The 25,068-nt window shown below is 44.8% G+C and carries 25 protein-coding genes and 1 tRNA gene; 22 read left to right on the top strand and 4 right to left on the bottom strand.

All coding sequences use genetic code 11. The features are described from left to right. The first annotated feature begins 20 nt into the window (after window positions 1–20). The 11 genes from AR337_RS03935 to AR337_RS03885 all read left to right on the top strand — a co-directional run bounded on the left by AR337_RS03935 (window position 21) and on the right by AR337_RS03885 (window position 14,029). Window positions 21–1,370 (top strand): D-serine ammonia-lyase, encoded by a 1,350-nt coding sequence (locus AR337_RS03935; RefSeq protein ID WP_059170686.1) that lies wholly within the window; start codon window positions 21–23, stop codon window positions 1,368–1,370. Window positions 1,371–1,490: 120 nt separating this feature from the next. Beyond that, entirely contained in the window at window positions 1,491–2,675 is a 1,185-nt protein-coding gene (locus AR337_RS03930) for an LL-diaminopimelate aminotransferase (RefSeq protein ID WP_059170685.1), read from the top strand. Window positions 2,676–2,680: 5 nt separating this feature from the next. Next, window positions 2,681–4,162, top strand: a complete 1,482-nt coding sequence (locus AR337_RS03925) for an aldehyde dehydrogenase family protein (RefSeq protein WP_059170849.1) — start codon at window positions 2,681–2,683, stop codon at window positions 4,160–4,162. A gap of 345 nt (window positions 4,163–4,507) precedes the next feature. After that, on the top strand, window positions 4,508–5,836 hold the full coding sequence (locus AR337_RS03920; RefSeq protein ID WP_059170684.1) for an NAD(P)/FAD-dependent oxidoreductase: 1,329 nt from the start codon (window positions 4,508–4,510) through the stop codon (window positions 5,834–5,836). Window positions 5,837–5,891: 55 nt separating this feature from the next. Beyond that, the gene (locus AR337_RS03915) at window positions 5,892–6,599 is read left to right on the top strand and encodes a CoA transferase subunit A (protein ID WP_059170683.1); all 708 of its coding nucleotides are present in this window, start codon (window positions 5,892–5,894) and stop codon (window positions 6,597–6,599) included. Then, on the top strand, window positions 6,583–7,242 hold the full coding sequence (locus tag AR337_RS03910) for a 3-oxoacid CoA-transferase subunit B (RefSeq protein ID WP_059170682.1): 660 nt from the start codon (window positions 6,583–6,585) through the stop codon (window positions 7,240–7,242). Before AR337_RS03915 ends, AR337_RS03910 begins: the two co-directional genes overlap by 17 nt. Window positions 7,243–7,270: 28 nt before the next feature. Next, window positions 7,271–8,419 carry an acyl-CoA dehydrogenase family protein gene (locus tag AR337_RS03905; protein ID WP_059170681.1) on the top strand — a complete coding sequence of 383 codons (1,149 nt, stop codon included), beginning with the start codon at window positions 7,271–7,273 and terminating at the stop codon, window positions 8,417–8,419. After that, window positions 8,419–9,621: a thiolase family protein gene (locus AR337_RS03900; RefSeq protein ID WP_059170680.1), complete on the top strand. Its 1,203-nt coding sequence runs from the start codon at window positions 8,419–8,421 to the stop codon at window positions 9,619–9,621. The genes AR337_RS03905 and AR337_RS03900 overlap by 1 nt, the downstream gene beginning before the upstream one ends. Window positions 9,622–9,640: 19 nt before the next feature. Continuing rightward, window positions 9,641–10,639, top strand: coding sequence for a hydroxyacid dehydrogenase (locus AR337_RS03895; RefSeq protein WP_059170679.1), 999 nt, complete (start codon window positions 9,641–9,643; stop codon window positions 10,637–10,639). Continuing rightward, window positions 10,636–11,715: a tartrate dehydrogenase gene (locus tag AR337_RS03890; RefSeq protein WP_059170678.1), complete on the top strand. Its 1,080-nt coding sequence runs from the start codon at window positions 10,636–10,638 to the stop codon at window positions 11,713–11,715. The genes AR337_RS03895 and AR337_RS03890 overlap by 4 nt, the downstream gene beginning before the upstream one ends. A gap of 382 nt (window positions 11,716–12,097) precedes the next feature. Further along, on the top strand, window positions 12,098–14,029 hold the full coding sequence (locus AR337_RS03885) for an endonuclease MutS2 (protein ID WP_059170848.1): 1,932 nt from the start codon (window positions 12,098–12,100) through the stop codon (window positions 14,027–14,029). Between the two features lie 40 nt (window positions 14,030–14,069). On the opposite strand, the gene AR337_RS03880 is transcribed toward AR337_RS03885, so the two are convergent. Both AR337_RS03880 and AR337_RS03875 read right to left on the bottom strand, forming a co-directional pair. Continuing rightward, window positions 14,070–14,154 (bottom strand) — tRNA-Thr (locus AR337_RS03880). A gap of 48 nt (window positions 14,155–14,202) precedes the next feature. Then, window positions 14,203–14,499: a hypothetical protein gene (locus AR337_RS03875; RefSeq protein ID WP_059170677.1), complete on the bottom strand. Its 297-nt coding sequence runs from the start codon at window positions 14,497–14,499 to the stop codon at window positions 14,203–14,205. A 124-nt stretch (window positions 14,500–14,623) separates the two neighbouring features. Between AR337_RS03875 and AR337_RS03870 the strand changes: the two genes are divergently transcribed. After that, window positions 14,624–14,884 carry a hypothetical protein gene (locus AR337_RS03870; protein ID WP_059170676.1) on the top strand — a complete coding sequence of 87 codons (261 nt, stop codon included), beginning with the start codon at window positions 14,624–14,626 and terminating at the stop codon, window positions 14,882–14,884. Window positions 14,885–14,968: 84 nt separating this feature from the next. Then, on the top strand, window positions 14,969–15,247 hold the full coding sequence (locus AR337_RS03865) for a DUF1292 domain-containing protein (RefSeq protein WP_059170675.1): 279 nt from the start codon (window positions 14,969–14,971) through the stop codon (window positions 15,245–15,247). A 67-nt stretch (window positions 15,248–15,314) separates the two neighbouring features. On the opposite strand, the gene AR337_RS23440 is transcribed toward AR337_RS03865, so the two are convergent. Next, window positions 15,315–15,470, bottom strand: a complete 156-nt coding sequence (locus tag AR337_RS23440) for a hypothetical protein (protein WP_172797496.1) — start codon at window positions 15,468–15,470, stop codon at window positions 15,315–15,317. A gap of 155 nt (window positions 15,471–15,625) precedes the next feature. On the opposite strand from AR337_RS23440, the gene AR337_RS23040 reads away from it, so the two are divergent. From AR337_RS23040 to AR337_RS03845, 6 genes are all read left to right on the top strand, one after another. Beyond that, the gene (locus AR337_RS23040) at window positions 15,626–15,775 is read left to right on the top strand and encodes a hypothetical protein (protein ID WP_156424301.1); all 150 of its coding nucleotides are present in this window, start codon (window positions 15,626–15,628) and stop codon (window positions 15,773–15,775) included. A gap of 35 nt (window positions 15,776–15,810) precedes the next feature. Beyond that, window positions 15,811–15,933 (top strand): hypothetical protein, encoded by a 123-nt coding sequence (locus AR337_RS23905; protein WP_301335703.1) that lies wholly within the window; start codon window positions 15,811–15,813, stop codon window positions 15,931–15,933. 35 nt (window positions 15,934–15,968) lie between these two features. Then, window positions 15,969–16,160 carry a YbxH family protein gene (locus tag AR337_RS03860; RefSeq protein ID WP_059170674.1) on the top strand — a complete coding sequence of 64 codons (192 nt, stop codon included), beginning with the start codon at window positions 15,969–15,971 and terminating at the stop codon, window positions 16,158–16,160. Window positions 16,161–16,299: 139 nt separating this feature from the next. Then, complete coding sequence (locus AR337_RS03855) at window positions 16,300–16,662, top strand: hypothetical protein (protein ID WP_059170673.1); 363 nt, start codon at window positions 16,300–16,302, stop codon at window positions 16,660–16,662. Between the two features lie 73 nt (window positions 16,663–16,735). Beyond that, a complete protein-coding gene (locus tag AR337_RS03850) occupies window positions 16,736–18,100 on the top strand; it encodes an amino acid permease (protein WP_059170672.1) in 1,365 nt (454 codons plus the stop codon). A gap of 124 nt (window positions 18,101–18,224) precedes the next feature. Beyond that, window positions 18,225–18,869 carry a hypothetical protein gene (locus AR337_RS03845; RefSeq protein WP_059170671.1) on the top strand — a complete coding sequence of 215 codons (645 nt, stop codon included), beginning with the start codon at window positions 18,225–18,227 and terminating at the stop codon, window positions 18,867–18,869. A gap of 35 nt (window positions 18,870–18,904) precedes the next feature. Here AR337_RS03845 and gndA read toward each other — a convergent pair whose 3' ends face one another. After that, window positions 18,905–20,341, bottom strand: a complete 1,437-nt coding sequence (gene gndA, locus AR337_RS03840; RefSeq protein ID WP_301335707.1) for an NADP-dependent phosphogluconate dehydrogenase — start codon at window positions 20,339–20,341, stop codon at window positions 18,905–18,907. A gap of 718 nt (window positions 20,342–21,059) precedes the next feature. On the opposite strand from gndA, the gene AR337_RS03830 reads away from it, so the two are divergent. From AR337_RS03830 to AR337_RS03815, 3 genes are all read left to right on the top strand, one after another. Further along, window positions 21,060–21,953: a type II toxin-antitoxin system SpoIISA family toxin gene (locus AR337_RS03830; protein ID WP_059170668.1), complete on the top strand. Its 894-nt coding sequence runs from the start codon at window positions 21,060–21,062 to the stop codon at window positions 21,951–21,953. A gap of 640 nt (window positions 21,954–22,593) precedes the next feature. Further along, a complete protein-coding gene (locus tag AR337_RS24010; RefSeq protein WP_059170666.1) occupies window positions 22,594–22,929 on the top strand; it encodes a hypothetical protein in 336 nt (111 codons plus the stop codon). A 398-nt stretch (window positions 22,930–23,327) separates the two neighbouring features. Beyond that, window positions 23,328–24,440, top strand: coding sequence for an LAGLIDADG family homing endonuclease (locus AR337_RS03815; protein ID WP_172797495.1), 1,113 nt, complete (start codon window positions 23,328–23,330; stop codon window positions 24,438–24,440). The last annotated feature ends 628 nt before the right edge of the window (window positions 24,441–25,068 follow it).

Raw genomic sequence — 25,068 nt, 5'->3', positions numbered from 1 at the left:
AAAGTGGGGAGAGTAGAGAAATGAATGATCGAATCGTTGGCGGCAAATCAGTAGAAGAGTGGATTAAGGAAGTTCCCGTCCTTGGGAAAATGGCGGCGGGAGAAGAAGTTTTTTGGATAAATCCCAATGATAAAAAGATGCTTGAGGAATTTTCCGGAATGGAAAGTGAAATAAAGGAAGCTTCAGAAAGGCTTGGGCGTTTCGCCTCTTTCGTGAAGGAAGCCTATCCAGAGACAACGGCGGCCGGGGGGAAAATCGAATCACCGCTGGTGGAAATCAATCGGCTTAAAGACAGGATTGAGGAAAGGCATCGCGTGGACATCGAAGGGAATCTCTATTTGAAGTGCGATAACGAATTGCCAATCTCCGGTTCGATTAAAGCCCGCGGTGGAATTTATGAAGTTTTGAAGCATGCTGAGGACCTTGCGATTAACCATCAATTAATAAAGCCAGGAGACAATTATTCTGTTTTTGGAAGTAAGGCTTTTAAAGATTTTTTCTCAGGATATTCAATTGCAGTTGGTTCCACTGGTAACCTTGGGCTTAGCATTGGGCTGATTGGAGCAAAGCTTGGTTTTAACGTTTCTGTCCACATGTCGGCGGACGCGAAAGCTTGGAAGAAGAACAAGCTGCGGGAATTAGGCGTTGAGGTTGTTGAATATGAGTCCGATTACTCTGTGGCAGTTGAAAATGGCAGGAAGCAGGCAGAAAGCGATCCGACATGCTATTTCATTGATGATGAAAACTCAAAGAACCTTTTTCTTGGGTATGCAGTCGCGGCTGAAAGACTCAAAATGCAGCTTGATGAAAAGGGGATTGTGGTTGATAAAGAGCATCCCATGTTCGTTTATCTTCCGTGCGGTGTCGGCGGCGGGCCAGGTGGTATTACGTACGGTTTAAAAACCATTTTTAAAGGCAATGTCCATTGCTTTTTCGCTGAGCCGGTTCAATCGCCATGCATGCTGGCCAGTCTTGCAACCGGGCTCCATGACGCAGTTAGTGTCAACGATTTCGGCCTAACTAACGTGACAGCAGCAGACGGGCTGGCAGTGGGCAGATCGTCGGGGTTCATTAGTAAAACGATTGAAGGTTTGCTGGATGGTATTTTTACAATGAAAGACAATGAACTGTTTCTTCTGCTAAAGGATTTTTGGCAGGCGGAAGGGATATTCCTTGAGCCATCAGCAACAGCGGGAGCCATGGGACCAATCGGACTATTTAAAACAAGCGAGGGAAAGGCTTTTCTGGAAAAACAGGAGCTGTCAGGAAGGATGAAGAACGCCACCCATATTGTCTGGGCGACTGGGGGCAGCATGGTTCCAGAATCGGAAAGGGAGGACTATTTGAGTAGGACAGTTGGTTTGGCCTAAGCTTCCTTTTGGGAGAACTTTTTCGCGGAAGGACAAAATATTTCCCCTTTTAAAGGCATACTCACTTGTTTTTTCCATACTTTTTCTTTAGGGAACACCTATTGAAAAGGGGGAAAGCGAATGAGATACCAGTCTGAAAGGATGGGCCAAATCCCTCCGTATATGTTCGCCGAACTTGGGAAGAAAAAGGCGGCAATGGCCAAAGCGGGAATCGATGTGATTGATTTGGGAATCGGGGATCCCGACCTGCCAACTCCGGATCATATTGTCGATAAACTTATAGAAGAAGCAAGGAAGCCGGAAAATTTGCGTTATCCGAATTTTGCCGGCCACCCCGGCTTCAGGAAGGCGGTAGCGGACTTTTACAGGAGGAATTATAAGATAGATCTTGATCCTGATACCGAAGTCCTCGCTTTGATAGGATCCAAGGAAGGGATAACGCATCTTGTTCCAGCCTTGATAGACCCCGGTGAGCATGTCCTAGTCCCAGACCCATGCTATCCGCCATATCGAATGGCGACTCTCCTCGCGGGAGGAACGTACTATAACATGCCGATGACGAAAGAGAATGGCTTTTTGCCAATTTTTGATGATATTTCGGAGGATGTTCTTGAGAAAGCTCGTTTGATGTTCCTGAATTATCCGGGAAATCCAACTTCAGCCGTTGCGAACAGCGATTTTTTTCAAAAAGCGGTCGATTTTGCCAAAAGGAAGGATATTATCATCGCCCATGATTCCGCCTACAATATGGTGACTTTTGGAGAATACAAAGCATCGAGCATCTTGGAGGCAAAAGGAGCTAAGGATGTGGCGGTCGAGTTCGGGTCGTTATCGAAGACATACTGCATGACTGGCTGGAGAATCGGGTATGTTGTCGGCAACAAGGAAGCGATCAAAGCGTTGGCCGTTTATAAAAGCAATACGGATACCGGGCAATTTACTCCGATCCAATTGGCTGGTGCGCATGCGCTCACCTCAAACCAACAATGTGTGAAGGAATACAATCAGGTTTACTTTTCCCGAATGAAGGGGATGATTGAAGCCCTTCAGGATATTGGTATTTCTGTGGATCCTCCAAAGGCAACGTTTTTCATCTGGGCACCAGTTCCGGTGGGCTATACATCGGCTGAGTTTGCTGCTGCTGTCCTCGATCAGGCAGGTGTTATTGTAACGCCCGGCAGCGCCTTTGGCCCATCTGGAGAGGGGTATTTCAGGATTTCCCTGTCAGTGCCAACTAAACGGCTTGACGAGGCAATTGAACGGATTAAAAAGAAAGTCAAGATTGCGAGAGACAGGAAGGGATGAGGGTAATGAAACGGTATGACAATTATATAGCCGGCGAATGGATACCTTCCGCGACTGGATGTTACACAAAGAATGTGAACCCCGCGACAGGGGAAATACTTGGTGAGGTTGCCCAATCTTCCTCAGAGGATATAGACAGGGCGGTGGCTTCGGCAAAACGCGCGCAAAAGAAATGGCGGCTTGTTCCTGCGCCGGAACGGGCAGAGATATTATATGAGGTTGCTAGAATCCTAAAGGAAAAGAAAGAGCAGCTTGCGCAAATTTTAACAAGCGAAATGGGCAAAGTGATTGCTGAAGCAAGGGGCGAGGTTCAGGAAGCGATTGACATGGCTTACTATATGGCGGGGGAAGGAAGGCGCCTGTTCGGTGATACGGTGCCGTCGGAACTAAGGAACAAGTTCGCGATGAGTGTTAGAGTGCCTGTTGGGGTTGCCGGGTTGATTACTCCATGGAACTTCCCTATTGCCATTTCGTCTTGGAAGTCGCTCCCAGCACTCGTTGCCGGCAACGCGGTTGTCTGGAAGCCTGCATCGGAGACCCCGTTCATGGCGGCAGAGTTCGTGAAGGTATACGAAGAAGCGGGACTGCCGAAGGGATTGGTGAATGTTGTGTTCGGCAGCGGCTCCGTTGTGGGGAATGCGCTGGTCGAGCATCCTGATGTCGATATCATCTCTTTCACGGGCTCCAATGAAGTTGGCCGCGCCATAAACGGCCGTGCTGGCAGCCTTTTAAAGCAGACTTCGCTGGAAATGGGCGGTAAGAATGCTGTGACTGTTTTGGAGGACGCAGACCTTGAGCTCGCGGTGGACGGGATTGTCTGGAGCGCGTTCGGGACTGCCGGCCAGAGGTGCACCGCCTGCAGCCGTATTATTGTGCACGAAGCGGTAAAAGAGGAATTGGAAAGAAAACTGGTGGGGCGGATTGAGGGACTTAGGGTAGGTAATGGCCTGGATGAAAGTGTTGATGTAGGGCCGGTTATCAACCGTGGTTCCCTTGAGAAAATCCATGAATACGTTCAAAAAGGCGTGGATGAGGGGGCAAAGCTTCTTTGTGGTGGCAAAATACTTACAGTTGGGGAGCTTGCGGAAGGGCACTATTATGCACCTACTTTGTTTACGGATGTTACCCCGGAGATGGTGATTGCCCGTGAAGAAATTTTTGGGCCAGTCGCATCAATTATTTCCGTGGGGAGCCTGGAGGAAGCGATTGAAGTGAATAATAGTGTGGAGTTTGGCCTGTCGAGCTCTATTTTTACAAAGGATGTTAATAAGGTTTTTGCCGCTATGCGGGACTTTGATACAGGGATTGTATACGTTAACGCGGGTACGACCGGAGCGGAAATCCATCTGCCGTTCGGCGGCACAAAAGGAACAGGGAATGGGCATCGTGATTCTGGCGTTGCCGCGCTCGACGTGTATACGGAGTGGAAATCGGTATATGTAGACTTTAGCGGGACGCTTCAACGGGCGCAGATTGATAATAAGTAATTAAGGAGCGGGGCTTTTGGTGCCGCTGAAGATTCGACTAGGAAAGCTCACAGCGATGTGGGCTTTTTTATATAGAAAGAGGATGGCAATTGTGGCAGGAATGTGACAGTTTTCGATATCCGGAAAAAAGTGGGCGATAAATCGGAAAAATTTTCGATATCGCCTCAAAAGTTTTCGATAAACACAAAAAGTTTTCGATAACTGGCCCCTGGCAAAAAAGACAAGCAATTTTCAGCCAAACAAACTCCAACTTTGAAGAATTTTCTCCCTGTTTGCTACTTAACTACGGCTTTTATTCATACATTTAAATAGGAAATGCAGTTTTTAAGAGCAAGGGGGAATCGCATGCAGGATACTCGGCTGGACTATGACACGATTATTATCGGCGGCGGATTTTCCGGACTGACTGCTGCAAGGGAATTACGGCTGCTGGGGTATAAGGTACTCCTATTGGAAGCGCGTGAAAGGCTTGGGGGGAGAACTTGGGTCGACCGGCGCCTGGATTCTGATCTGGAGATGGGCGGAACCTATGTCCATTGGCATCAGCCCCATGTATGGGCTGAAATAACGAGGTACGGCCTGGAAGTTGTTTTTGGTCCGAAGCCCAAAAAAGTGTATTGGATTTCAGGCGGCACGGCCCGCTGTTCTACAGTTGAAGCATACAGGAACAAAATAAAGGATGTTGCAGGAAAATTGATGAGTGAAAGCTTGAAATACCTACCTTTGCCCTATCAGCCTTTGCATTCACCGCTGATCAAGGAAATTGACGGTAAGTCAGCCGAGCAATTTATGATCGAATTCGGCCTGACAGAAGAAGAGTACGATATTCTTCATGGCTGGGTAGCGTCCGACTTTTGTGGCCCGCCTGGTGAAGGAGCAGCAAGCCAGATTTTCCGCTGGTGGGTTTTTTCACAGGGGAATTGGGGGACCCATAGTGAAATGATTTCGACATACAGTCTTAAGGATGGAACGAAAGCACTGGTCGAGGCCATTGCGCGAGATTCGGGAGCGGAAATCATTCTTTCATCTCCTGCGGTGAAAATTGTGCATGATGAATCCGGAGCGAGCGTAACAACGCATGATGGCAACCAGTTCAAAGGGAGGAGCGTAATTATTACTGTTCCGATGACCGTTCTAAAGGAAATTGAGGTTTCGCCGCCTCTATCAGAGCTTAAAATCAGCGCATCAAAGGAAGGACAAACATCAAGAGGCGTAAAAGTATGGGCACGGCTGGAGGGGAAACTTGATCCGTTCGATGCTCTTGCCCCAGGGAACTACCCGCTTAATTCTGTGCATCTGGATAGGTATGTTGGCGAGGACAGCATCATTGTTGGGTTTGGGCCTCGCGCGGATTGGCTTGACCCGAATGACCGGGAAGGTGTTGAAAAAGCGCTGCGCCAATGGCTGCCGGATGTAAGGGTTCTTGAAAGCACAGGCCATGATTGGGTAAATGACGATTTTTCCAGGGAAGCCTGGCCGATGCTAAAGCCAAATCAGCTGACACGTTATTTTGAGGATTGGAACACGCCTGAGAATTGCATTTTTCTGGCGGGAACCACGTTTGCAAAAGGATGGGCTAGCTTTATGGATGGGGCAATCGAATCGGGGATTACAACCGCAAGGAAGGCTGACAGCTATTTACGTGAAAAATCAAGGCTTTTAAACCAGGAATGAATAGAAGTGCCCTCGCGGCGAGGGCGCTTTTTTTGGCAGGAAAGGAGGGGGACGGTTGGGAATATCGGTCTATTCGAAGAAGTTCTTGACACCGGAAGAAGCGGCATCCCGTATACAGAACAGCGACACTGTCATGGTTGGCGGCTTTGGCCTTTGCGGAACCCCATTCACGTTAATTGATGCGATTAAGAACAATCCATCAGCACGAAATTTGACAATCATCAGTAATAATTTGGGTGAACCTGGCAAGGGCCTTGGAATCCTTCTTATCTCAGGGCAAATCAAAAAAGCGATTGGTTCCTACTTTACCTCAAACCGCGATGCTGTTAAGGCTTGGAAAAAAGGCGAGCTTGAAATCGATCTTTATCCACAAGGAACATTTGTTGAGGCAATACGGGCGGGTGGCGCCGGCATAGCCGCCTTTTATGTGAAAACAGGTGTAGGCACCGAGTTAGCGAAAGGGCGGGAGGAACGGTTTTTTAATGGGGAAAGGAATATCCTTGTAGAGGCAATTAGGGCGAAAGCCGCGCTGATAAAAGCCGTGAAGGCTGATACGTTGGGAAACCTTATTTACGCTAAATCGGCCCGCAACTTCAACCCTGCGATGGCAACAGCGGCAGATATGGTTATTGCTGAAGTGGATGAAATTGTTCCAGCTGGTTCACTCGATCCCGAACAGGTTGTCACCCCGCATAACTTCGTCGACTTTCTCGTCCTAAGCCGCTATGTAAAGGAAGGTGGCGTTTATGTTAAAAAAGCTTGATGCCCGGCGGCGGATTGCTAGGAGAATTGCAAAAGAGCTTCAATTAGGGATGGTTGTCAACCTTGGTGTAGGCATTCCCACCCTTATTCCTGAATTCCTTGAGCCTGGACAGGGCGTGTTCCTTCATTCAGAAAACGGTATGCTCGGAATGGGGCCACCGCCGCCTATCGAGGAAATGGACATGGATTGCATCAGCGCGAGCAAACACCCCGTAACTCTGGAACCCGGAGCCGCGATCTTCTCGAGTAGCGACTCATTCGGGATGATAAGAGGAGGCCATATTGATGTGGTCGTCCTTGGTGCACTCCAGGTAAGTGAAATAGGAGAGATTGCAAACTGGGCGGTTCCAGGTACCGATATCCTTGGCGTTGGCGGAGCGATGGACCTTGTACCCGGGGCAAAAAAAATCATTGCTGCTCTGACCCATATCGCAAAGGACGGCTCTCCAAAGATAGTAAGGGAATTAACGTATCCGAAAACAGGCATTCAATGTGCGAGGCTTGTTGTTACGGAACTGGCGGTATTCTCAATTGCTGGAGGTAGAATGGTGCTTGAGGAGCTGGCCGAAGAAACTTCCCTTGACGATCTAAAAGCTCTGACCGAAGCGGAGTTCAGCATTTCTCCGTCACTGAAAAAATGGTAAAGAGGGAATGAATAGAGGGGGAACATGAATGGATTTTTCATTTTCGGAGGAGATTGAGCTTCTCCGTGCTGCCGTCCGTGAATTTGTGAAAGAAGAAGTCGAAAAAGTGGCGATGGAAATAGAAGAAAACGATGAAATACCCGATAAAATCGTGAAGTTGTCCCGGGAAATGGGCCTTTTCGGTTTGGGCATTCCCGATGAATATGGCGGTCTCGGCCTTGATATGGTCGGTAAATGCGCGATATACGAGGAGCTCGGCAAAACGCATAACGGCTTTACAACGCTGATTGGAGCCCATACCGGCATAGGCTCGGTCGGTATTGTTGAACTTGGGACAGAAGAACAAAAGAAGCGATACCTGCCGAAAATGGCCAGCGGCGAGTGGGTCGGAGCTTTCGCACTGACAGAGCCGAGTGCGGGTTCCAATGCAACGGCACTGAAAACGAAGGCCGTCAGAAAAGGGGACCGCTATATTCTGAACGGTTCCAAGCATTATATTACGAATGCTGTCTGTGGCCATGTATTTACCGTTATGGCCGTTACTGACCCGGAGAAAGGACCAAAAGGTATCACGTCATTTATCGTGGAAAAGTCTTTTCCCGGCTTTGTGCTAGGAACGGTTGAACGAAAAATGGGGCTAAGGGGCTCCCATTCAGCGGAATTGTTTTTTGAGGATTTGGAAGTCCCTGTTGAAAATGTTTTGGGCGAGGAAAACAAAGGGTATGTTAATGCGTTGAAAATACTAGCGAACGGGCGTGCAGGGCTTGCGGCAAGAAACCTCGGTTCCTCTGAAAAGCTGCTTGAAATGAGCATTGATTATGCAATGAAACGGGAGCAGTTCGGAAAGCCGATTTTTGAACAGCAGGCCGTCCAGCATATGCTGGCTGAAATGGCTGCCGATATCGAAGTGTTGCGTTCAATCACATACAGGGTGGCCTGGATGAGCGACAAGAAATTAAGGGTTGTAAAAGAAGCCGCAATTGCCAAGCTATACGGATCGGAAGTCTATAACAGGGTTGCCGACCTGGCCGTCCAAATACATGGCGGCATTGGATATATGAAGGACTACCCAATAGAAAGATTTTACCGGGATGCACGGATTACGAAAATTTACGAGGGTACAAGCCAGATACAGAAAAATATTATCGCATCCGAGCTGAAAAGGGGCTTGAAGTAATGGCGGAGCTTAAACAGGCAGTCATTATCGATGGAGTCCGGACCGCAATCGGACGCATGGGTGGTACACTGAAGGAAGTGGAATCCGACCACCTTTCAGAAATCGTCATCCGTGAAATATTGGCGAGGACAGGAGATGCGGGAGGTAAAGTCGATGAAGTCATTTGGGGCCATGCAAAACAAAGCTCCGACACACCGAATCTCGCTAGGCTGGCTTTATTAAAAGCAGGCCTGCCTGTCGAGGTGCCAGGGTATACCGTCCACCGGCAATGTGCATCAGGATTACAGGCAATCGTTAACGCCGCTCAGCAAATCACCTGCGGTGACAGTAAGCTGATAGTAGCTGGCGGGGCGGAAAGCATGAGCACCGCCCCTTATTACCTTAGGAATGCGCGTTATGGCTATGGCGCGGGGAATGCCGAGCTGCTCGATTCGAATACGGAGAGCCAGCCTAGGGCGCAGCCCATTGAGATTTATGGGCATCTGACGATGGGGATGACCGCTGAGAATCTCGCTGAAAAATACAGGATTACAAGGGAGGAGCAGGATGAATTCGCTCTATCAAGCCAGGAAAAAGCCGCGGCGGCGATTGCTGCCGGCAAATTTAATGGTGAGATTGTCCCGATAAAGATAACATCCAGAAACGGGGATTCTTTTTTCGAAAAAGACGAGCACCCTAGGGCCACATCAATCGAAAAGCTTGGGCAGCTGAAGCCGGTTTTCAAAGCAGGCGGGACAGTAACAGCCGGTAATGCGAGCGGCAGGAATGACGGCGCGGCCGCACTCCTTGTGATGGAGGACGAAACCGCGGCAAAAGCTGGCTTGAAGCCGCGTGCGAAAATTATTGGCTATGCTTCCGCCGGGGTTTCTCCGGACATTATGGGCATCGGACCCGTACCTTCTACACTTAAAGCATTGAAACAGGCTGGACTTCAGCTAGGCGATATTGATTTAATAGAATTGAACGAAGCGTTTGCCGCCCAGGCCCTTGCCGTTATAAAAGAGTTGGGGATGGATCTGAAACGGGTGAATGTCAATGGCGGAGCAATTGCGCTTGGCCATCCAATCGGCGCGACAGGCGCGATATTGATGGTTAAACTCCTGCACGAGCTTGAGCGGAGCGGAAAGCGATACGGGCTCGTGACCCTTTGCATTGGCGGAGGCCAGGGCTTGGCGGTGGTCGTTGAAAATATGCGAACTTAATAAGAAGAGGGACTGTTGAATGAAAAAACCAAAAATCCTGCAAATCCTGTCCATGTACCACCCTGAAGGCGAACGGATTCTCGCTGATGGGGCCGAGGTAATCTGGACGGATAACATTGAAACAGTTAATTTGTGCAAATTGGCGGCCGACGCGGAAGGGATTGTCCTGCGCGCACCAGCCAGGATAACAAGAGAGATCATAGACGCGGCACCGAAACTAAGGGCGATTTCCGGCGCTGGAGTCGGGTTGGATAATATTGATGTTGCCTATGCGACTTCAAAAGGGATTCCCGTCTTGCATGCTCCTTCTGTCAATGCAGCATCAACAGCGGAGCATGCCGTTATGCTGATTATGGCTCTAGGTAAAAATCTTGTCCCGTTTCATGAAGAAATGAGCAGTGGAAATTACGGAGCGAGAACCTTGCTAAAGTCCTATGAATTGAAAGGCAAAAAAGCGGGGATTGTCGGTTTTGGAAGCATCGCAAAAGAGACGGCCAAACGGCTGAAGCTGGGACTTGGCATGGATGTATCGGCCTGGGTCAGGCGATACGACGAAAAGAAGCATGGCATGGCTAAAGACTGGGGAATCACGATTACAGATGATTTGGAGTCCATCTTCCGGGAATCCGATTTTATCTCGCTGCACATACCTTTAAACGAACAGACACGCGGTTTGGTTGGAAAAGAGAAGCTGGCTTTAATGAAGCCAACCTCGTACCTTATAAACACGGCAAGGGGAGGCATTGTAAACCAGACTGATTTGTACAACGCATTGAAAGGTGGGGAAATCGCCGGGGCAGCGTTGGATGTATTTGACCCGGAACCGCCAAAGGCTGACGATCCCATCTTGTCGTTGCCAAATGTAATTGTCACTCCCCATATCGGCGGAACGACTGTTGAATGTAATTATATTATGTCAACTACAGTGGCGAAAAATATCCTGAAAGCAGTAAATGGCGGAAAACCTGATTTTGTAGGGAACCCCGAAGTTTTTAACGAAAAAGGCGGTGTGAAATGACGAGGCATTATTCCATTGCCCTCATCCCTGGTGACGGGATTGGTGTAGATGTCATTATGGAAGGAAGAAAAGTTCTTAATGCGTTAAGCGAGCTGGATGGCGGTATCAAATTAGACTATACGGAATTTGATTGGAGCTGTGAGTATTACCTGAAAAACGGGAAAATGATGCCGGAAAAGGGCCTCGATACCCTGAAAAGCTTTGATTCTATTTATCTCGGGGCCGTGGGCTACCCTGGTGTACCAGACCATATATCCCTATGGGGCCTTCTTTTGCCAATCCGCCGGGAGTTTCAGCAATACATCAATCTCCGGCCGGTGAAATTATTAAGGGGAATTCAATCGCCTCTGGCAAAAAGGACAGCCGCCGATCTCAACTTTACAGTTATCCGTGAAAATAACGAAGGCGAATACTCGAACATTGGCGGGCGTATGTATGAGGGAACCGAGATGGACATGGCCATCCAAAGCTCCGTTTTCACACGGCATGGGGTCGAACGGGTATTACGCTATGCTTTTGAACTGGCGAGCGTTCAAGGAGGGAGGAAACGGCTGACAGCGGCAACGAAATCAAACGGCATTAACCATACAATGCCGTTTTGGGATGACTATGTCAGGAAAATAAACAGCGAATTCCCGGATATCACAACGGAAATCATCCATATCGATGCGCTGGCCGCTTTTTTTGTCACAAAACCAAATACCTTCGACGTTGTCGTTGCCTCGAATTTGTTCGGGGATATCCTTACTGATCTCGGTGCCGCCATTGTTGGCGGCCTTGGCATCGCACCATCCGCAAATATCAATCCCGAAAAAAGGTTTCCTTCCATGTTTGAACCCGTTCATGGATCCGCTCCTGATATTGCCGGCAAAGGAATTGCAAATCCCACCGCTGCAATTTGGTGTGCCGCAATGATGCTTGAGCATCTTGGAGAATATTCGCTTGCTGAAGTCCTGATGGAATCACTTCAGCAAGTATTGGAAGAAGCCAAGGTCTTGACTCCTGACCTCGGCGGGACAGCCTTCACCTGGCAAATCGGGGATGAGGTTTGCCGCAAAATCCGGGCGGGCGTTTAGGTTTTTTAATATAGTTGCCCCTTTATTTTTTATAATCATTATGATAATATGGCAGGGAATACCAAATGAACCTTTTAAGGGAGTATGTTTTATGTCGGGAGCCGTTCTTAACTAATCCAGCTAATTGGATAATCTCATTCAGGCCGATGTTTTCTTTCAAAATTTGTTTTGAAAGAAAGCTTATTTAAGTGTGGCCTGGAATGAAAGTTAAGAACAATGGCCTTACAAGCATACAATCCTTTTACCGACTGTAGCTGTGTACCCATGTGCACAGCTTTTTATTTTGGTTATAAAGGATGATGGAAGCGGGTTTATCCGCTTCTTTGTTGAAGCCGCGTTGACATTGTTCAGCGCGGCTATTTTATTTTTGGAGGGAAAAACATTGAACAAACAAACCTTTACAGTATTGGATTTTGAAAAAATAAAAGAAGATTTAGCTTCGTATGCGTTAACTGGCGCTGGGAAAAAAAGAATTGCGGATTTGTATCCATCCACAAATGTAAAACAAATCAGGGCCCTCTTGGATGAGCTTGCAGAAACAGAGGAGATTATGAATATTAGCGCGAGCGTCCCTGTACATGGGCTAGAAGGGATCAACGCTTTGCTTGAAGGGCTGAATAAAGGGGTGGCACTAAGGCCGGACCAATTCAGCAGGCTTTATGATTTCCTCGATTGCTGCAGGAAGATGAAACGGTTCATGAAGGATAAAGAATATGTGGCGCCAAGGGTGTCAGGTTATATTTATTCGATTGACGAATTACCAGCGCTTGCAGAAGAAATCATCCGCTGTATCCGCCATGGCGGGATTGATGACTATGCCAGCAATGAGCTTTCAAAAATTCGGAAGCAAATCTCGATTCAGGCGGAGCGGCTTAAAGAAAAGGTTCAGCAACTTGTGCGCTCCAATAAATACAAGGCGTATCTGCAGGAGACCATCATTAGCCAGCGGGAAGGACGCTACGTCGTCGCCGTAAAAAAGGAATACAGGGCGAAGGTTAGAGGAGCTGTTCTTGATACATCGGCATCTGGATCAACATTGTTTATTGAACCAGAAGAAATTTCAGCCTTACAGGAACAGCTATACTGGTTAAAATCTGATGAAGAAGCCGAAATCCAAAAAATCCTTTCTTATCTCACAGGACTGGTAGAAGCGAACGAGCAGAAGATCAACCTCTCAGTCGAGACGATGGTCCATTATGATTTCCTTTTCGCAAAGGCAAAATATAGCCGATCCATTAACGGTAAAAAAGTTTCTATTAATGAGTCGCATGAAATTAACCTGATTGGTGCCAGACACCCGCTTCTTGGCGCCAAGGCCGTCCCGCTGACGATTACGCTGGGAAACCCCGAAAATGCCCTTGTTATCACTGGCCCGAATACTGGCGGGAAGACGGTTACGATCAAGACAGTCGGACTTTTGACGCTGATGGCACAATCAGGTCTCTTTATCCCAGTGGCGGAAGAAAGCGAAATTTCGGTCTACCAGCATGTTCTCGTTGATATAGGCGATGGGCAAAGCATTGCTGAAAATCTTAGCACATTCAGCTCAAGGATTGTGAACATAATAGAAATCCTGAAGGAAACAAATGACCGCACCCTTGTCCTCCTTGACGAACTTGGATCGGGTACCGACCCCGGTGAAGGGATGGGGCTGGCAACGGCTATCCTTGAGCAGTTGTATGCGAAAGGAGCAACCTTGCTTGCTACGACCCATTATAGTGAAATTAAGGATTTTGCCAATCGTCAGGAGGGATTTCTGAATGGAGCCATGGAATTCAATATTGAAACTCTAAAGCCAACATACCGGCTTACAATTGGCACGGGAGGAAGAAGCCAGGCTTTTGCAATCGCATTGAAGCTGGGAATGCATCCGCAGCTTATTGAAAGGGCGCATCGAATTACGTACAAGGAAGAAAAAGTGTATTCCTTTATTGAAACGGATCGGCGTCTGCAAATGGAGATGGAACGGCAAATCATCGTTAACAGGCACCTGAAGAGGGTGAAAAGCGAAAACAAAGGCGCTGAACAAGCTATCGCTTCTTTTAGCATGGGAGACAATGTCATTCTTTCTCCAGGCAAAGAATATGGAATTGTTTTTAAAGGGCCGGATGAGATGGGAAATTACATTGTCCAAGTGAAAGGGGAAAAAAGGCAAGTCAACCATAAACGGCTCCAGCTTAAAATAGCTGCAAGTGAGCTGTATCCGCCGGATTATGATTTTGATATTGTCTTTAAATCCAAAGAGTTCAGGAAAGCGGATAAACTCCTTTCGAAGAGGCATGATTCGGGCATAACGATTGAATACGAAGAGTAATGGAAAGAGGCATGCCGGGGAAAAGGCATGCCTCTTATAAAAAGCCAGGCGGGAATCGAACCCGCTAGATGCACATCAGCCTGGCAGACCAGGCCGCGGCTGCTCTACCGTTGAGCTACAGGCTTTCCGTCCTAGTATGTCCAATTCATTGTCAGTTATTCGCCAGCCCCTTTTTACTTTCGCCTGGCGATTTCTTCGGATACAATAAAGGCAAGGTCATCATTGCCAAAAAGGGATAATACGCCAAGTACGGTATCGTCAGGGATTTCGCCTGCCTCCTCCTTAGGAACGGTGAGCTCGAGAGCTTCCCTTAAAGCATGGTTCTCTCTTTGCCCTGGATAAGCTTGTAGATAAAGTTCTTCGGGGTCCAATCCATGATTGATGCACCATTGGGCAAAAATAAGGATCATCATTTTTTCGTCAGCCTGATAGTTTTTGATAATTTTGTCCTGCAGGTCTTTTTTATCCATAACGATTCTCCAATAAAAGTATTTACATTCAGTATATACGTTTGCGGGGCGGCAAAAAAGTTTTTCATCCGGTGCAGGGAAATTACAGGGGATGTCGAATTGCTCATGTAAGGAGTGAAGCCATTTGGATACAGTGATTTTAGTAACCTATAAAATTCCGGGAATGCCCATGCCGATTAAAATCGCTTCAACCATCGAGCCGAATAAAGAACAAATTTATCATAAATTGACAGAACTGGTGAAAGAGAATAGCATTGAAGGCGATATTCAGTTCAGAAAGCTGCTTGTTGAAAAAGAAAATTCCATGTACATATTTGAACTCGGTGATAAAAGATGTATGGTGTTAGTAGAGAAACTTGCAAAAATTAAAGAATTTGATTCCTAATTGAATTTTTAAGGGCATTATTTCTCCCTGTTATGGGAAAATAGTGAAGGAACGCCATATTTGTTAAAAGTGAGGGGAAAAACTATGGAAAAAATTGAAGTTGGCGAAATTTTTACAATTAGCGATGATGACAACGAAGAGCAGCAGGTCGAGGTTCTCGCTGTCATGGACCTTGAAGGGGCAGAGTATGTAGCTGTCGGCTTCCTGGATGACCTGCAGGAGGAAACGGAAGATGATATCGATATTTTCTTCCTGAAGGTTGATGAAGAAGGGGACTTGGATGCCATTCAGACCGATGAAGAATTCGAAAAGGTTGCCCAGGCATTTGAAGAATTGATGGATCAGGAAGAAATAGAGGATTAATGAATTGGAGAGGTGCCATTTGGCTGCCTCTCCTTTCTATTTTATAAATGCAGGTACTATCTGAGATTCAGCTTGGGTCCACTTCATCATAGGAGGCAATTGTTACCTGTGTTACATTGCCTTCCCTTTTATCCTTCTCGGTTGCGGATTTGCTCAAATTTTCATCGGTATTTAGGCCAGGGGCCAAGGTCGGTTTATCGCCATTATTATTCTTTTTTTCCATATAGAACACTCCTCTTTGACTTTATCACTCCTATTTTTCTCCCTAAGCATTCTTTTTATCATGAAAAGAAGCAGGAATCTCCTTTGTATTCACTTATAGAAATACAGGGTTTTACATACGCTATAGGCAATATGCAATTCCTTGGAGGTGAAATAGTGAAAACAAAGGATGATTTTTTAAAAGGGGCAAAAATAACCTCGGATAGCCACGTATTCGGCCCGCCAAATGGGGGGAGCGAAAACCACCATTCACCCCAGTCCACTAAAAAAAGAGTCAAGGGCAATACGATAAAGCAGAGGGACTAAACAGCCTTGATTAAAAATTTTGGAGGAATTAATTGATGCGAAAACAACCAGCCAATAAAGGGCCCGCCAATAGGATTGAGAGTAGCCCTACCGGATATGGTTTTGTACCGGCGAGCGCGGAAAAGGAACAAAAGAAGAATAACAGGAAAAGCCAATAGCCCAGGCATCTGAATTAAATGGAGATGATACCAATATGGGTGCGATCGACAGAAATGGATACCGATTTGAACCGGAGTTCAGTGTCATTAGCCAGGATGGCGCGATCCATGTTTATAAAAATAGCGAGTTCATCGAGGAAATCAAATTTAACTTTAGCGGAAAATTCCCCGTTTTGAATGAAATAGAAGAAATTGTTGATGATTATTGTGACAAAAAAGGGATTTAACTAAGTCTAGTTAAGCTGCCATGCATATACTCTGGGCCATTATGGCCTTTTTTTAAAATAATCCAAATAATCCCTATATCTTGGACAGATTACCAAAAAGCAGCGGCTTGGCCGTTTTTATAGAAATCAGGAGGTTGCCATGACTGTCTATGTATATCAAACATTTGAAATAAGGCAGGAAAAGTTTACGGAGGCATTTGCCAATCTTGAAAAAATCGTCAATTATCGAAATGACCATTACAGCCATAAGGTGGAGCTTTTGTCCCCGATAGCAGGAAGGGATTATTCCTACGTGCTGCTCTCCAAGTATGAAGGGCTAGCGGAAATGGAGCTGCAAAATCGAAAAATGTTTGACGATGACGAATTCAAGGAAATCTTCACCCCTTTCTTTTTGGAAAATATTGTCCAGGGAAGCATGACGACCGCTATGTACAGAACAGTAAAACGGAATGCAGGTAAACCTGTTGCACAGGAGGAAGAAGAAGATGAGAAGGAGGAATAGCAGCTTCTTTAGGCTCCCTTTTACCGCGAACAATTGCTAAGCAACAAGCGTCATTTCCTAAAGGAGGCAAGACATGGATTTTTATTTCCCTTCGGCCAATTCAGGAAGAAAGGGTAAAAGCACCGGCAAGGGAAGCTTAAAATGGTGGCAGTTGTCGTTGATTGGGATAGGTTGTACAATTGGAACGGGTTTTTTTCTAGGTTCTGCGATCGGCATTAAAACAACCGGCCCATCCATTGTATTTTCCTTTTTATTGGCTGCATTCGGAACATTTACTGTCTATAGCCTATTGGCAAAAATGACAGCGAAGGACCCGCAGGATGGCTCCTTCTGCTACTATGCGGGAAAGGCTTATGGGCAGTGGGCTGGCTTTAGCTGCGGCTGGAATTATTGGAGCTCGAATATTCTTATCATGGGGAGCCAATTGACCGCACTTTCCATTTTGTCGAGGTTTTGGTTCCCTAATATTCCTTTATGGCTGTTTGCCTCAGGATACGCCGTGCTTTCCATTCTCGTTGTCGTGACTGGTAACAAGGGGTTCGACAAGGTAGAGAATTTGCTGGCTATCATAAAGACCTCCGCGATTCTCATGTTTATCATCCTTGCTGCTCTGGCACTAGGGGGAATTCTCCATGGAAATGTCAAGCATCCAGGAATCCCCGGATCCATCAACGGCTTTTTCCCAAATGGGCTGACCGGGTTCTGGTCATCGCTCATTTATGCTTATTACGCTTATGGAGGAATTGAAGTAATCGGCTTAATGGCCACTAGGCTTAAAAAGAAAGAGGATGCGCCGAAAGCCGGAATTATAATGCTGATCGTCCTTGTTACCATCTATGTCCTTTCTTTGGGCTTTGCTGTCATTATGGCCAATCACTTTGAATTTAGTGATAAAGAGAGCCCTTTCGTCACCGCGATGGAGCATTACAATCTGTCATTCTTTCCCCATGTGTTTAATGCCGCGATTATTTTGGCGGGCTTTTCAACGATGACAGCTTCCTTATTTGGCGTTACTACCCTTTTGGTTACATTAGCGGAAAGCAAGGACGCCCCGGCATTTTTCGGAAAAAAAATAAAGTGGAAAAATGTACCCCTACCATCGCTTGCCCTTGCAACAGCGGGTCTGGTGGCATCCATCATTACGGCATTACTCCTTCCAGGAACGATTTACGAATACATTACAACCGCGGCCGGAATCCTCATTTTATTTAACTGGGCATTTATCATCCTTTCCGCCCTTCGGATTCTCGAAACGGGCAAAGGGGGGAAGGCACTGGCCTTTACTGGATTGCTATTGCTTCTGGCCGCAGCTAGCGGGACCCTGGCTGAAAGTGAGATCCGATTTGGATTTTTTGTCAGCATTGCTTTCGTTCTCATCATCGGAACCGTCACGCTCATCTTGCATCATAAGGTATGGAAGAAACAAAAATCAGGTTAAGATGGAATGGCGCTCTCAAGATGAGAGCGTTTTTGTTTTACCCCAATTTCTTCAAGAAGGTGTGAATCAAATCAGAATGGGTAGATTAAATGTACAGCAGTCATTTTAGCGGGGAGGAGATAAATTGACTATAGACACCAAGTTCCCATTTTATGATCATGTCCTTGGCCTGTTAACCCCTTTTTTGCCTATGATCGTCAACGATATGTCCGGACAGGTTCTAGAGATGGATCTGGAAGATTTGGATGAATATGATGTTTATGCTGAAACTGTTTATGAGACTGAAACCGAGGAAGAGTTTGAGGATGATGGGGAACCTGATTATTTGAACATCGCGATTTCCTTTGAAAGAGGATTTTTTCCCGATACACTAGTTCAGGATTCCTTTGATGAATTACAGGAATGCGATTATGAAGTGATTTTTAAACCCTTTTTTACAATAAAACCGTACATCCTGATTGGACTTCATAATAATAAGACAAAACAATTCTTTGCTGAAGTGAGCGAGTTCGATGAATTCCAGCCAAATGATATTCTCGAAAGGTTAGCGTTTCTTGTTCATGCCTTGTTCAAGGATGAAACACTGTATAACAAAATCTTTATCATGACAAGCATATCCCATTCAGCAATAAGGGAATTGATTGCATTTGACGAGCCAACCTACATCAAAGGGAAGAGCGGAGACATCCAATATGTTTCCAGTCCGTACTTCGAGCTGGATAATCCATCTATCCATGAATTCCTGATCAAACAGAAGCATTTCAAATAAAAGGGGAGCTGCACGCTGCAGCTCCCTTACTATTTCTATTTCATCCACTCGGTATGGAAAACGCCTTCTTTATCGACTCTTTGGTACGTATGTGCGCCAAAATAGTCGCGCTGGGCCTGAAGGAGGTTCGCGGGCAAAGTTTCGCTCCGGTAGCTGTCATAATAGGCAATGGCAGCTGAGAAGCAAGGGACAGGAATGCCATTTTGCACGGAGACTCCAATGATTTCCCTTAGTGCATCTTGGTAACCTTCGACGATTTCCTTAAAATATGGATCAAGCAGGAGGTTTTTCAGGCCTGGATCCCGGTCGTACGCTTCCTTGATTTTTTGTAAAAATTGCGCCCGGATGATGCAGCCGCCACGGAAAATCATCGCGATGTCTCCGTAGCGAAGGTCCCATCCATATTCTTCGGATGCAGCCCTTAATTGCGCGAATCCCTGGGCATAGGAACAAATTTTACTCATGTATAACGCTTTGCGCACTGATTCAATAAAGGATTTTCGGTCACCAGTAAAGTTCTTGCCAGCCGGCCCTCGGAGAATCTTGCTCGCTTCAACGCGTTCTTCCTTCATTGCTGAAATAAACCGGGCAAATACGGATTCCGTGATGATTGGTAGGGGGACTCCTAGATCAAGCGCGCTTTGGCTTGTCCATTTTCCTGTTCCTTTTTGGCCGGCGGTATCAAGGATGACATCTACGAGCGGCTTTCCGGTATCCTCATCAGTTTTTTTGAAAATATCGGCTGTGATTTCAATTAGATAGCTGTCTAGTTCGCCTTTGTTCCATTCCGCAAACACTTCGTGAAGTTCCTGGGCGGTTAGTCCCAATACATTTTTCAGAAGGAAGTAAGCCTCGGAAATCAGCTGCATATCCCCGTACTCGATGCCGTTATGAACCATTTTTACATAATGTCCGGCACCGTCCGGCCCGATATAGGTGGTGCATGGCTCGCCATTTACTTTTGCGGAAATATCCTTGAAAATTGGGGCGACAAGTTCATAGGCTTCCTTTTGTCCGCCCGGCATGATGGAAGGGCCTTTAAGCGCGCCTTCCTCGCCGCCTGATACGCCTGTCCCAATAAAATGGAGGCCAAGTTCGCTCAGCTCCTTATTACGCCGCTGGGTATCGACAAAGAAAGTATTTCCGCCGTCAATAAGGATATCGCCTTTATCCAGGTAAGGCTTCAACTGGTCAATGGTAGCATCGGTAGCCGCGCCAGCTTTCACCATCAGCATAATTTTGCGGGGTTTTTCAAGGGAATTGACAAATTCCTCAATTGAATAAGCTAGGAAAATCTTTTTACCTTCAGATTCTGTCGCCATTTCGTCCGTTCTTTCAGAGGAGCGGTTGTAAACCGCGACACTGTAACCTTTGCTTTCCATGTTCCAGGCAAGGTTTTTACCCATTACCGCAAGGCCGATTACGCCAATTTGCTGCTTAGCCATGTTTGCTCGCTTCCTTTCCTTAACTATGTAGATTAACAAGATTGTGTGTTTGTTTGTTCTAAGTATACCAAAATGCTCCTTATGAAACCCGGTTAATGCTTTTTGCTTTATCAGCGGGAATGGACCTTTTCGCCTTGAACTCGTACTTCACGTATATTTTCCGGGCGAACGAGTACATGGATTTTTTGAAAAACAACATTCAGTCCTTCATTTTTATTGAAGATAGACAGTCCTTGTCCTGGTTCTAATATGTATTCGGAAGGGAGTTTGGCAGCCCTTGGAGCGAAGCACTGGAAAAGGCAGTTCCCTGGAAAAATGCACGTATAATCCTTCATGACGACATCCTGATTATTCGTTTTTTATTTTGGATTATAGAATCTTAAAAATGCAGAGTCCATAGTAGGTCGCATTTTTTAGGGTCCCCTGTAGAATAGTGGATATACCTATAAGTTGGTCGGTTTAGGAAAAGAGCAAGAACTTTTTCTTTGCTTGAAAAAATGAATATGATTACAGTTGGAAAGGGGGAGAGAAATGTTGGAAGAAGAAAGAAATAGAGAGATTGATAGTGAAAAAACATCGGTAATGGCAAAGAAATACGGTATAAGCGAGCGAAGAACCAGATTGATTCTGACCAAGTCCTGAGCAAAAATTCGTCCAAAACGAAATTATCATGGATAACTCAGATTCCATATTTTTCTCACAGCAAGCTTATGCCATAATATAGGGAGTGAAAGGAGGGATTTGAGTGGAAGTGAGCTGGTATATGGTCACGGTTTTTGTCATTCTTTTGATTGGGATCACCTTTAGTATAGGTCTATACATATGGAGTCGGGAATTTTATCTTAAGCATCGCATAGCTATGAGGAAAATATATTATGGCTTTGTTGTTCTAATGGCTTTTTTCTTATGGGCATTTAATGTATTTCCGGATGTTGGGCAAAAGCTAGAGCATTTGATTGCTTTGGTTATCAGTGTGGTTGTTATTGATTTATTTGTTTTTCAGACGCCGGATATCACTAAATTTATGACGAATGAGTTACAACATGAGAGTTTGGTGGAAAGTATAAATAAGAATAGGGGAGCATTTGTTGAATTGAGTGATAAGCTCCTAAAAGTAAATCAAATGATGCCCAAGAGCGCAGCAAAATGGCAGGTGGATGAATTTGATTTTACGCCGGAGAAATATGAAGAATCCGTTCTCTCTTATTTGAAAAACTTTGCGTCATCTTTCCATCTAGAAGTCTATTCCTACATGGTTGAATCATCCAATGACGAGGGTATCTTTCGCCAGAATGTCACTGCTGCTTATGAAAAGATCATAGAAGAACACGATTTTACTCTAAAGGGAATGGGAATGCGTAAAAAACAAGCTATCAAGACGCTCTTAGAAGGAGAGAATATCGAAATCATCGAAAAGGAAAATAACGCTGTGTTATTTCCTTACTATGGTGAGTATTATAACTTGCTCTTTGTTGTAAGTTCCAGGAAAGGTAGTGCAGTAACAGGGGCTGATGCTTCTATTATGTTAAACCTTCTATATACATTTGATATGTGGTTGGAATACAACGAAGATGAGTTCTTACCTAGCGAAGATGAAGAAGAAATTGATGGCGAAGATGAAATCAAGAGTAAAATATGATATTCTTAAGAGAAGATAAAAGGAGTGTGGAAGATATGACAGTTGGATCACCTTTAAAAGTTGAACGTAAAGCTCAAGCAAAAAGACCTTCCCGACACGGTAGTGTTCCTCCTAGAAACCCGAACAAAAGGCCAACAATCATTAATCTGGACCGTTCGATTGGCCGTATGAAAGCTAATGATATGGACGCAATTAGGCGAGCAGCTGAATAATAAATAAAGGGAAAGAGAAGGTATGCAAATTACCTTCTCTTTTTTATGTTATTTCTCCGCAAAGTCGCATAACCTATACAAAAGAAGCGGAATAGGTAGTGATTTATATTATGAGTTCCAATAAAAAAACATCACCGCCAAGAAATCCTAACAAGCGTCTTTGTACAGCAAAAAACATTACATTTCCTATGCAAAAGGAAAATGAGGAATTATTGCGTTTGTTCTCGAAGAGGCCTCGATTCATGAACCAAAGTTGGTTGAGGCAACAGTAGTTATCATTTTAGACTTAGGAGTACTGCAGAAAGTAATTCTACTGTTGTACTCCTTTTTGATTTCTCTTAATCTGCAGCATTCCGTGCAGTATGTTCCTTGGCAATCAGTTTAGAGTATGAAAAAAACCTCGTCCCATGGTAAGAGGTGTCCTCTACATGTTAGAGCAAAAGGAACAAAACAACAAACTGCCGAATGAATTAAAGACAGTTTTTACAGAATTGGAAGTACTGAATCACTTGAGGAAAGCCAGTATCGGGAAGAAGAATCTTGGGTTCACCTGTCTCTACTTGTTTCAATTGGTTATCCGCATAATTTTCCATCAAAAAAAACTGGTTCGACTTCTGGAATCAAAGAAAGGCGATGCCCTGCCTGCCAAGGATGACGTTTACCGTTTCCTCAACCATCCAAAGTTCGCCTGGCATCGGTTCCCGGTTTCCTTCAGTGCCTTAACAATCGGAAAAGTGGCTGGCCCACAGACAAAACTCTTGTAAAAGTGTTCATAGCCATACCGCCATTGTGTTGCCCGGTATATTGTGCTTTAGTTGCAAAACAGGTGCAATCCGTATGCCCGCATCATTGGCACCCTGTTTTATGAACTTTGCGATAAAATAAATGAACTCGTCTGGGCTATCACATTACACCAATTAATCGAGCTTCTTCAGGATGCCTTAAAAAGACAAACAAGTTGACCAAAAAATTTATAGAAAGTCAAATTAAGCATTGGTTCATTGGTTTGCCCAATTATATCAAGGCTTATTTGCCTATTTCATCCTGCGAAAGTTGAAATATATGGATTATTTTTTAAAAGAGGTGGTTAAAGTTGGAGAAACTTCCTCGATGTAGTAAAATAAAAATAGAACAAATGTTCCGTGAGAGGGAGGGGTACAAAATGCCAAGAAAGGAAGGTATAACAGATGAGTGCATCATTAAATTGTATTTGGGTGGTGCATCCTATAAAGAAATGACTGCGATTAGCGGACTTACAGAAAAGGGAATTCGTTTTGTGCTTAATAAAAATGGCATAAAGGCAACTAGAACCGGCCCGCCGAGGAAATATAAAGTTAACGAGGAATTTTTTGACCAATGGACCAATGAAATGGCTTGGGTGGTGGGGCTGATTGTTACGGATGGGAATATTTGTCCTAGCAACCAATCTTTTTCATTGAGCCAAAAGGATCCACAACTCTTGGGAAAAATAGCAAAACTAATGGAATTCACCGGCAGACCAACAAAACGTGCAGATGCAGATCTATATACATTGACCGTTTGCTCAAAGGCTTTAAAGGACAACTTATGTAAACTTGGGATAACAAAGAGGAAATCATTAACAATTAATTTTCCTGAATGTCCACAAGACTATTTGCCATCCTTTGTACGGGGGATCATTGATGGGGATGGATATGTAGATAATGAGGGATACACAGTTATAGTAACCAGCGGCAGTTATTGTTTCGCGCAGGGATTATTGAGCGTATTCCAAGAGTGGACTCTGCAATCAAAAATTCGTATAGAAAAAACTAAGAGTTTGAATCCAATTTACCGAGTAGTTATATCTGGCAAAGATAGTGTGAGGAAACTGGCGAATATCATCTATAGGGACGGTGGAACAAACTGCGTTATGAGGAAAAAAGAAAAAATGTTGCAAATCATAAATAAAGATAGTCTGCCCATATCAAAACGAGTTAAGTTCAGAACAACTGTCAGTTCAGGTATTCTGGCAAAACTGGAAGAAATCGCGAAACAAAACAATACATATACAAATTATTTACTTGAAAGCGGAATGAACAATTTAATGAACGGAAAAGATCTTAATCTTATAAAGAATAAATGTTCGGACCGGGTTCACTATAAATCTACTTTTGACCGTGAACTGCTAGACCAGGCAAGGGCTTTTGCCCAAACATATGGAATTCATATGAGTGACATAATTGAGTATGCCGCAGAGTTTATTGATGTTACGGTAGCGGTCAGGGAAGGGAGAAGTCATAGGATTCGATCATAGTATTGGATTCTATTATTTTTTACTTTTTCAGTTAACATAATATATATTCTAGGAAGTTAAATAAAAAAGCGCGAAACAGGTCTCACTATCAAAGTAAACTTTTGATAGTGAGACAGAATGAAAAAATTGTGTTCGTTTGATTCATTGATTGTTTTCATTCTAAAAATTGAATCCTCATATCAGCTTATCAAAAGTGTTTACTTTTATATTTAATGAACAGAATCCTTTAAATTCATTTGTAATGCCTCTTTTTCATTTTGTTGGAGCTCTGGGATTTTTAATTTTCCACACGAATAACTCGAAAATTTATTCCAAAATACTCCATCATTTGATGGTTTATGGCAAAGAATCACCCAATTGCTTGGTTTATTCCGTACCTTTCCTTTATGTGGTATTAAAAAGTTAAGCCTGCTTTGCTATAGAATCTTATCTCAAAAAGGTGATGCAAATGGCCTGATTTTTGTAAGGAAATCCAGATTAGTAGAATATCAATGTGAACTATAGTTCGCATTGTAGACTGTACAAACAATTGAACCTTCATTTAGCCTCTATAAAGTGTTTATACAATGAACAGCATTCCCTTAAATGAAAATCATTTGTTATGGCTCTTTTGGATATTTATTGTTCC

It is taken from the genome of Bacillus sp. FJAT-27445 (genome assembly GCF_001510665.1).
In the GTDB taxonomy this organism is placed as follows: domain Bacteria; phylum Bacillota; class Bacilli; order Bacillales; family Cytobacillaceae; genus Bacillus_D.
The sequence above is the reverse complement of the archived record's forward strand: the minus strand, read 5'-3'. Positions and strand labels throughout refer to the sequence as shown.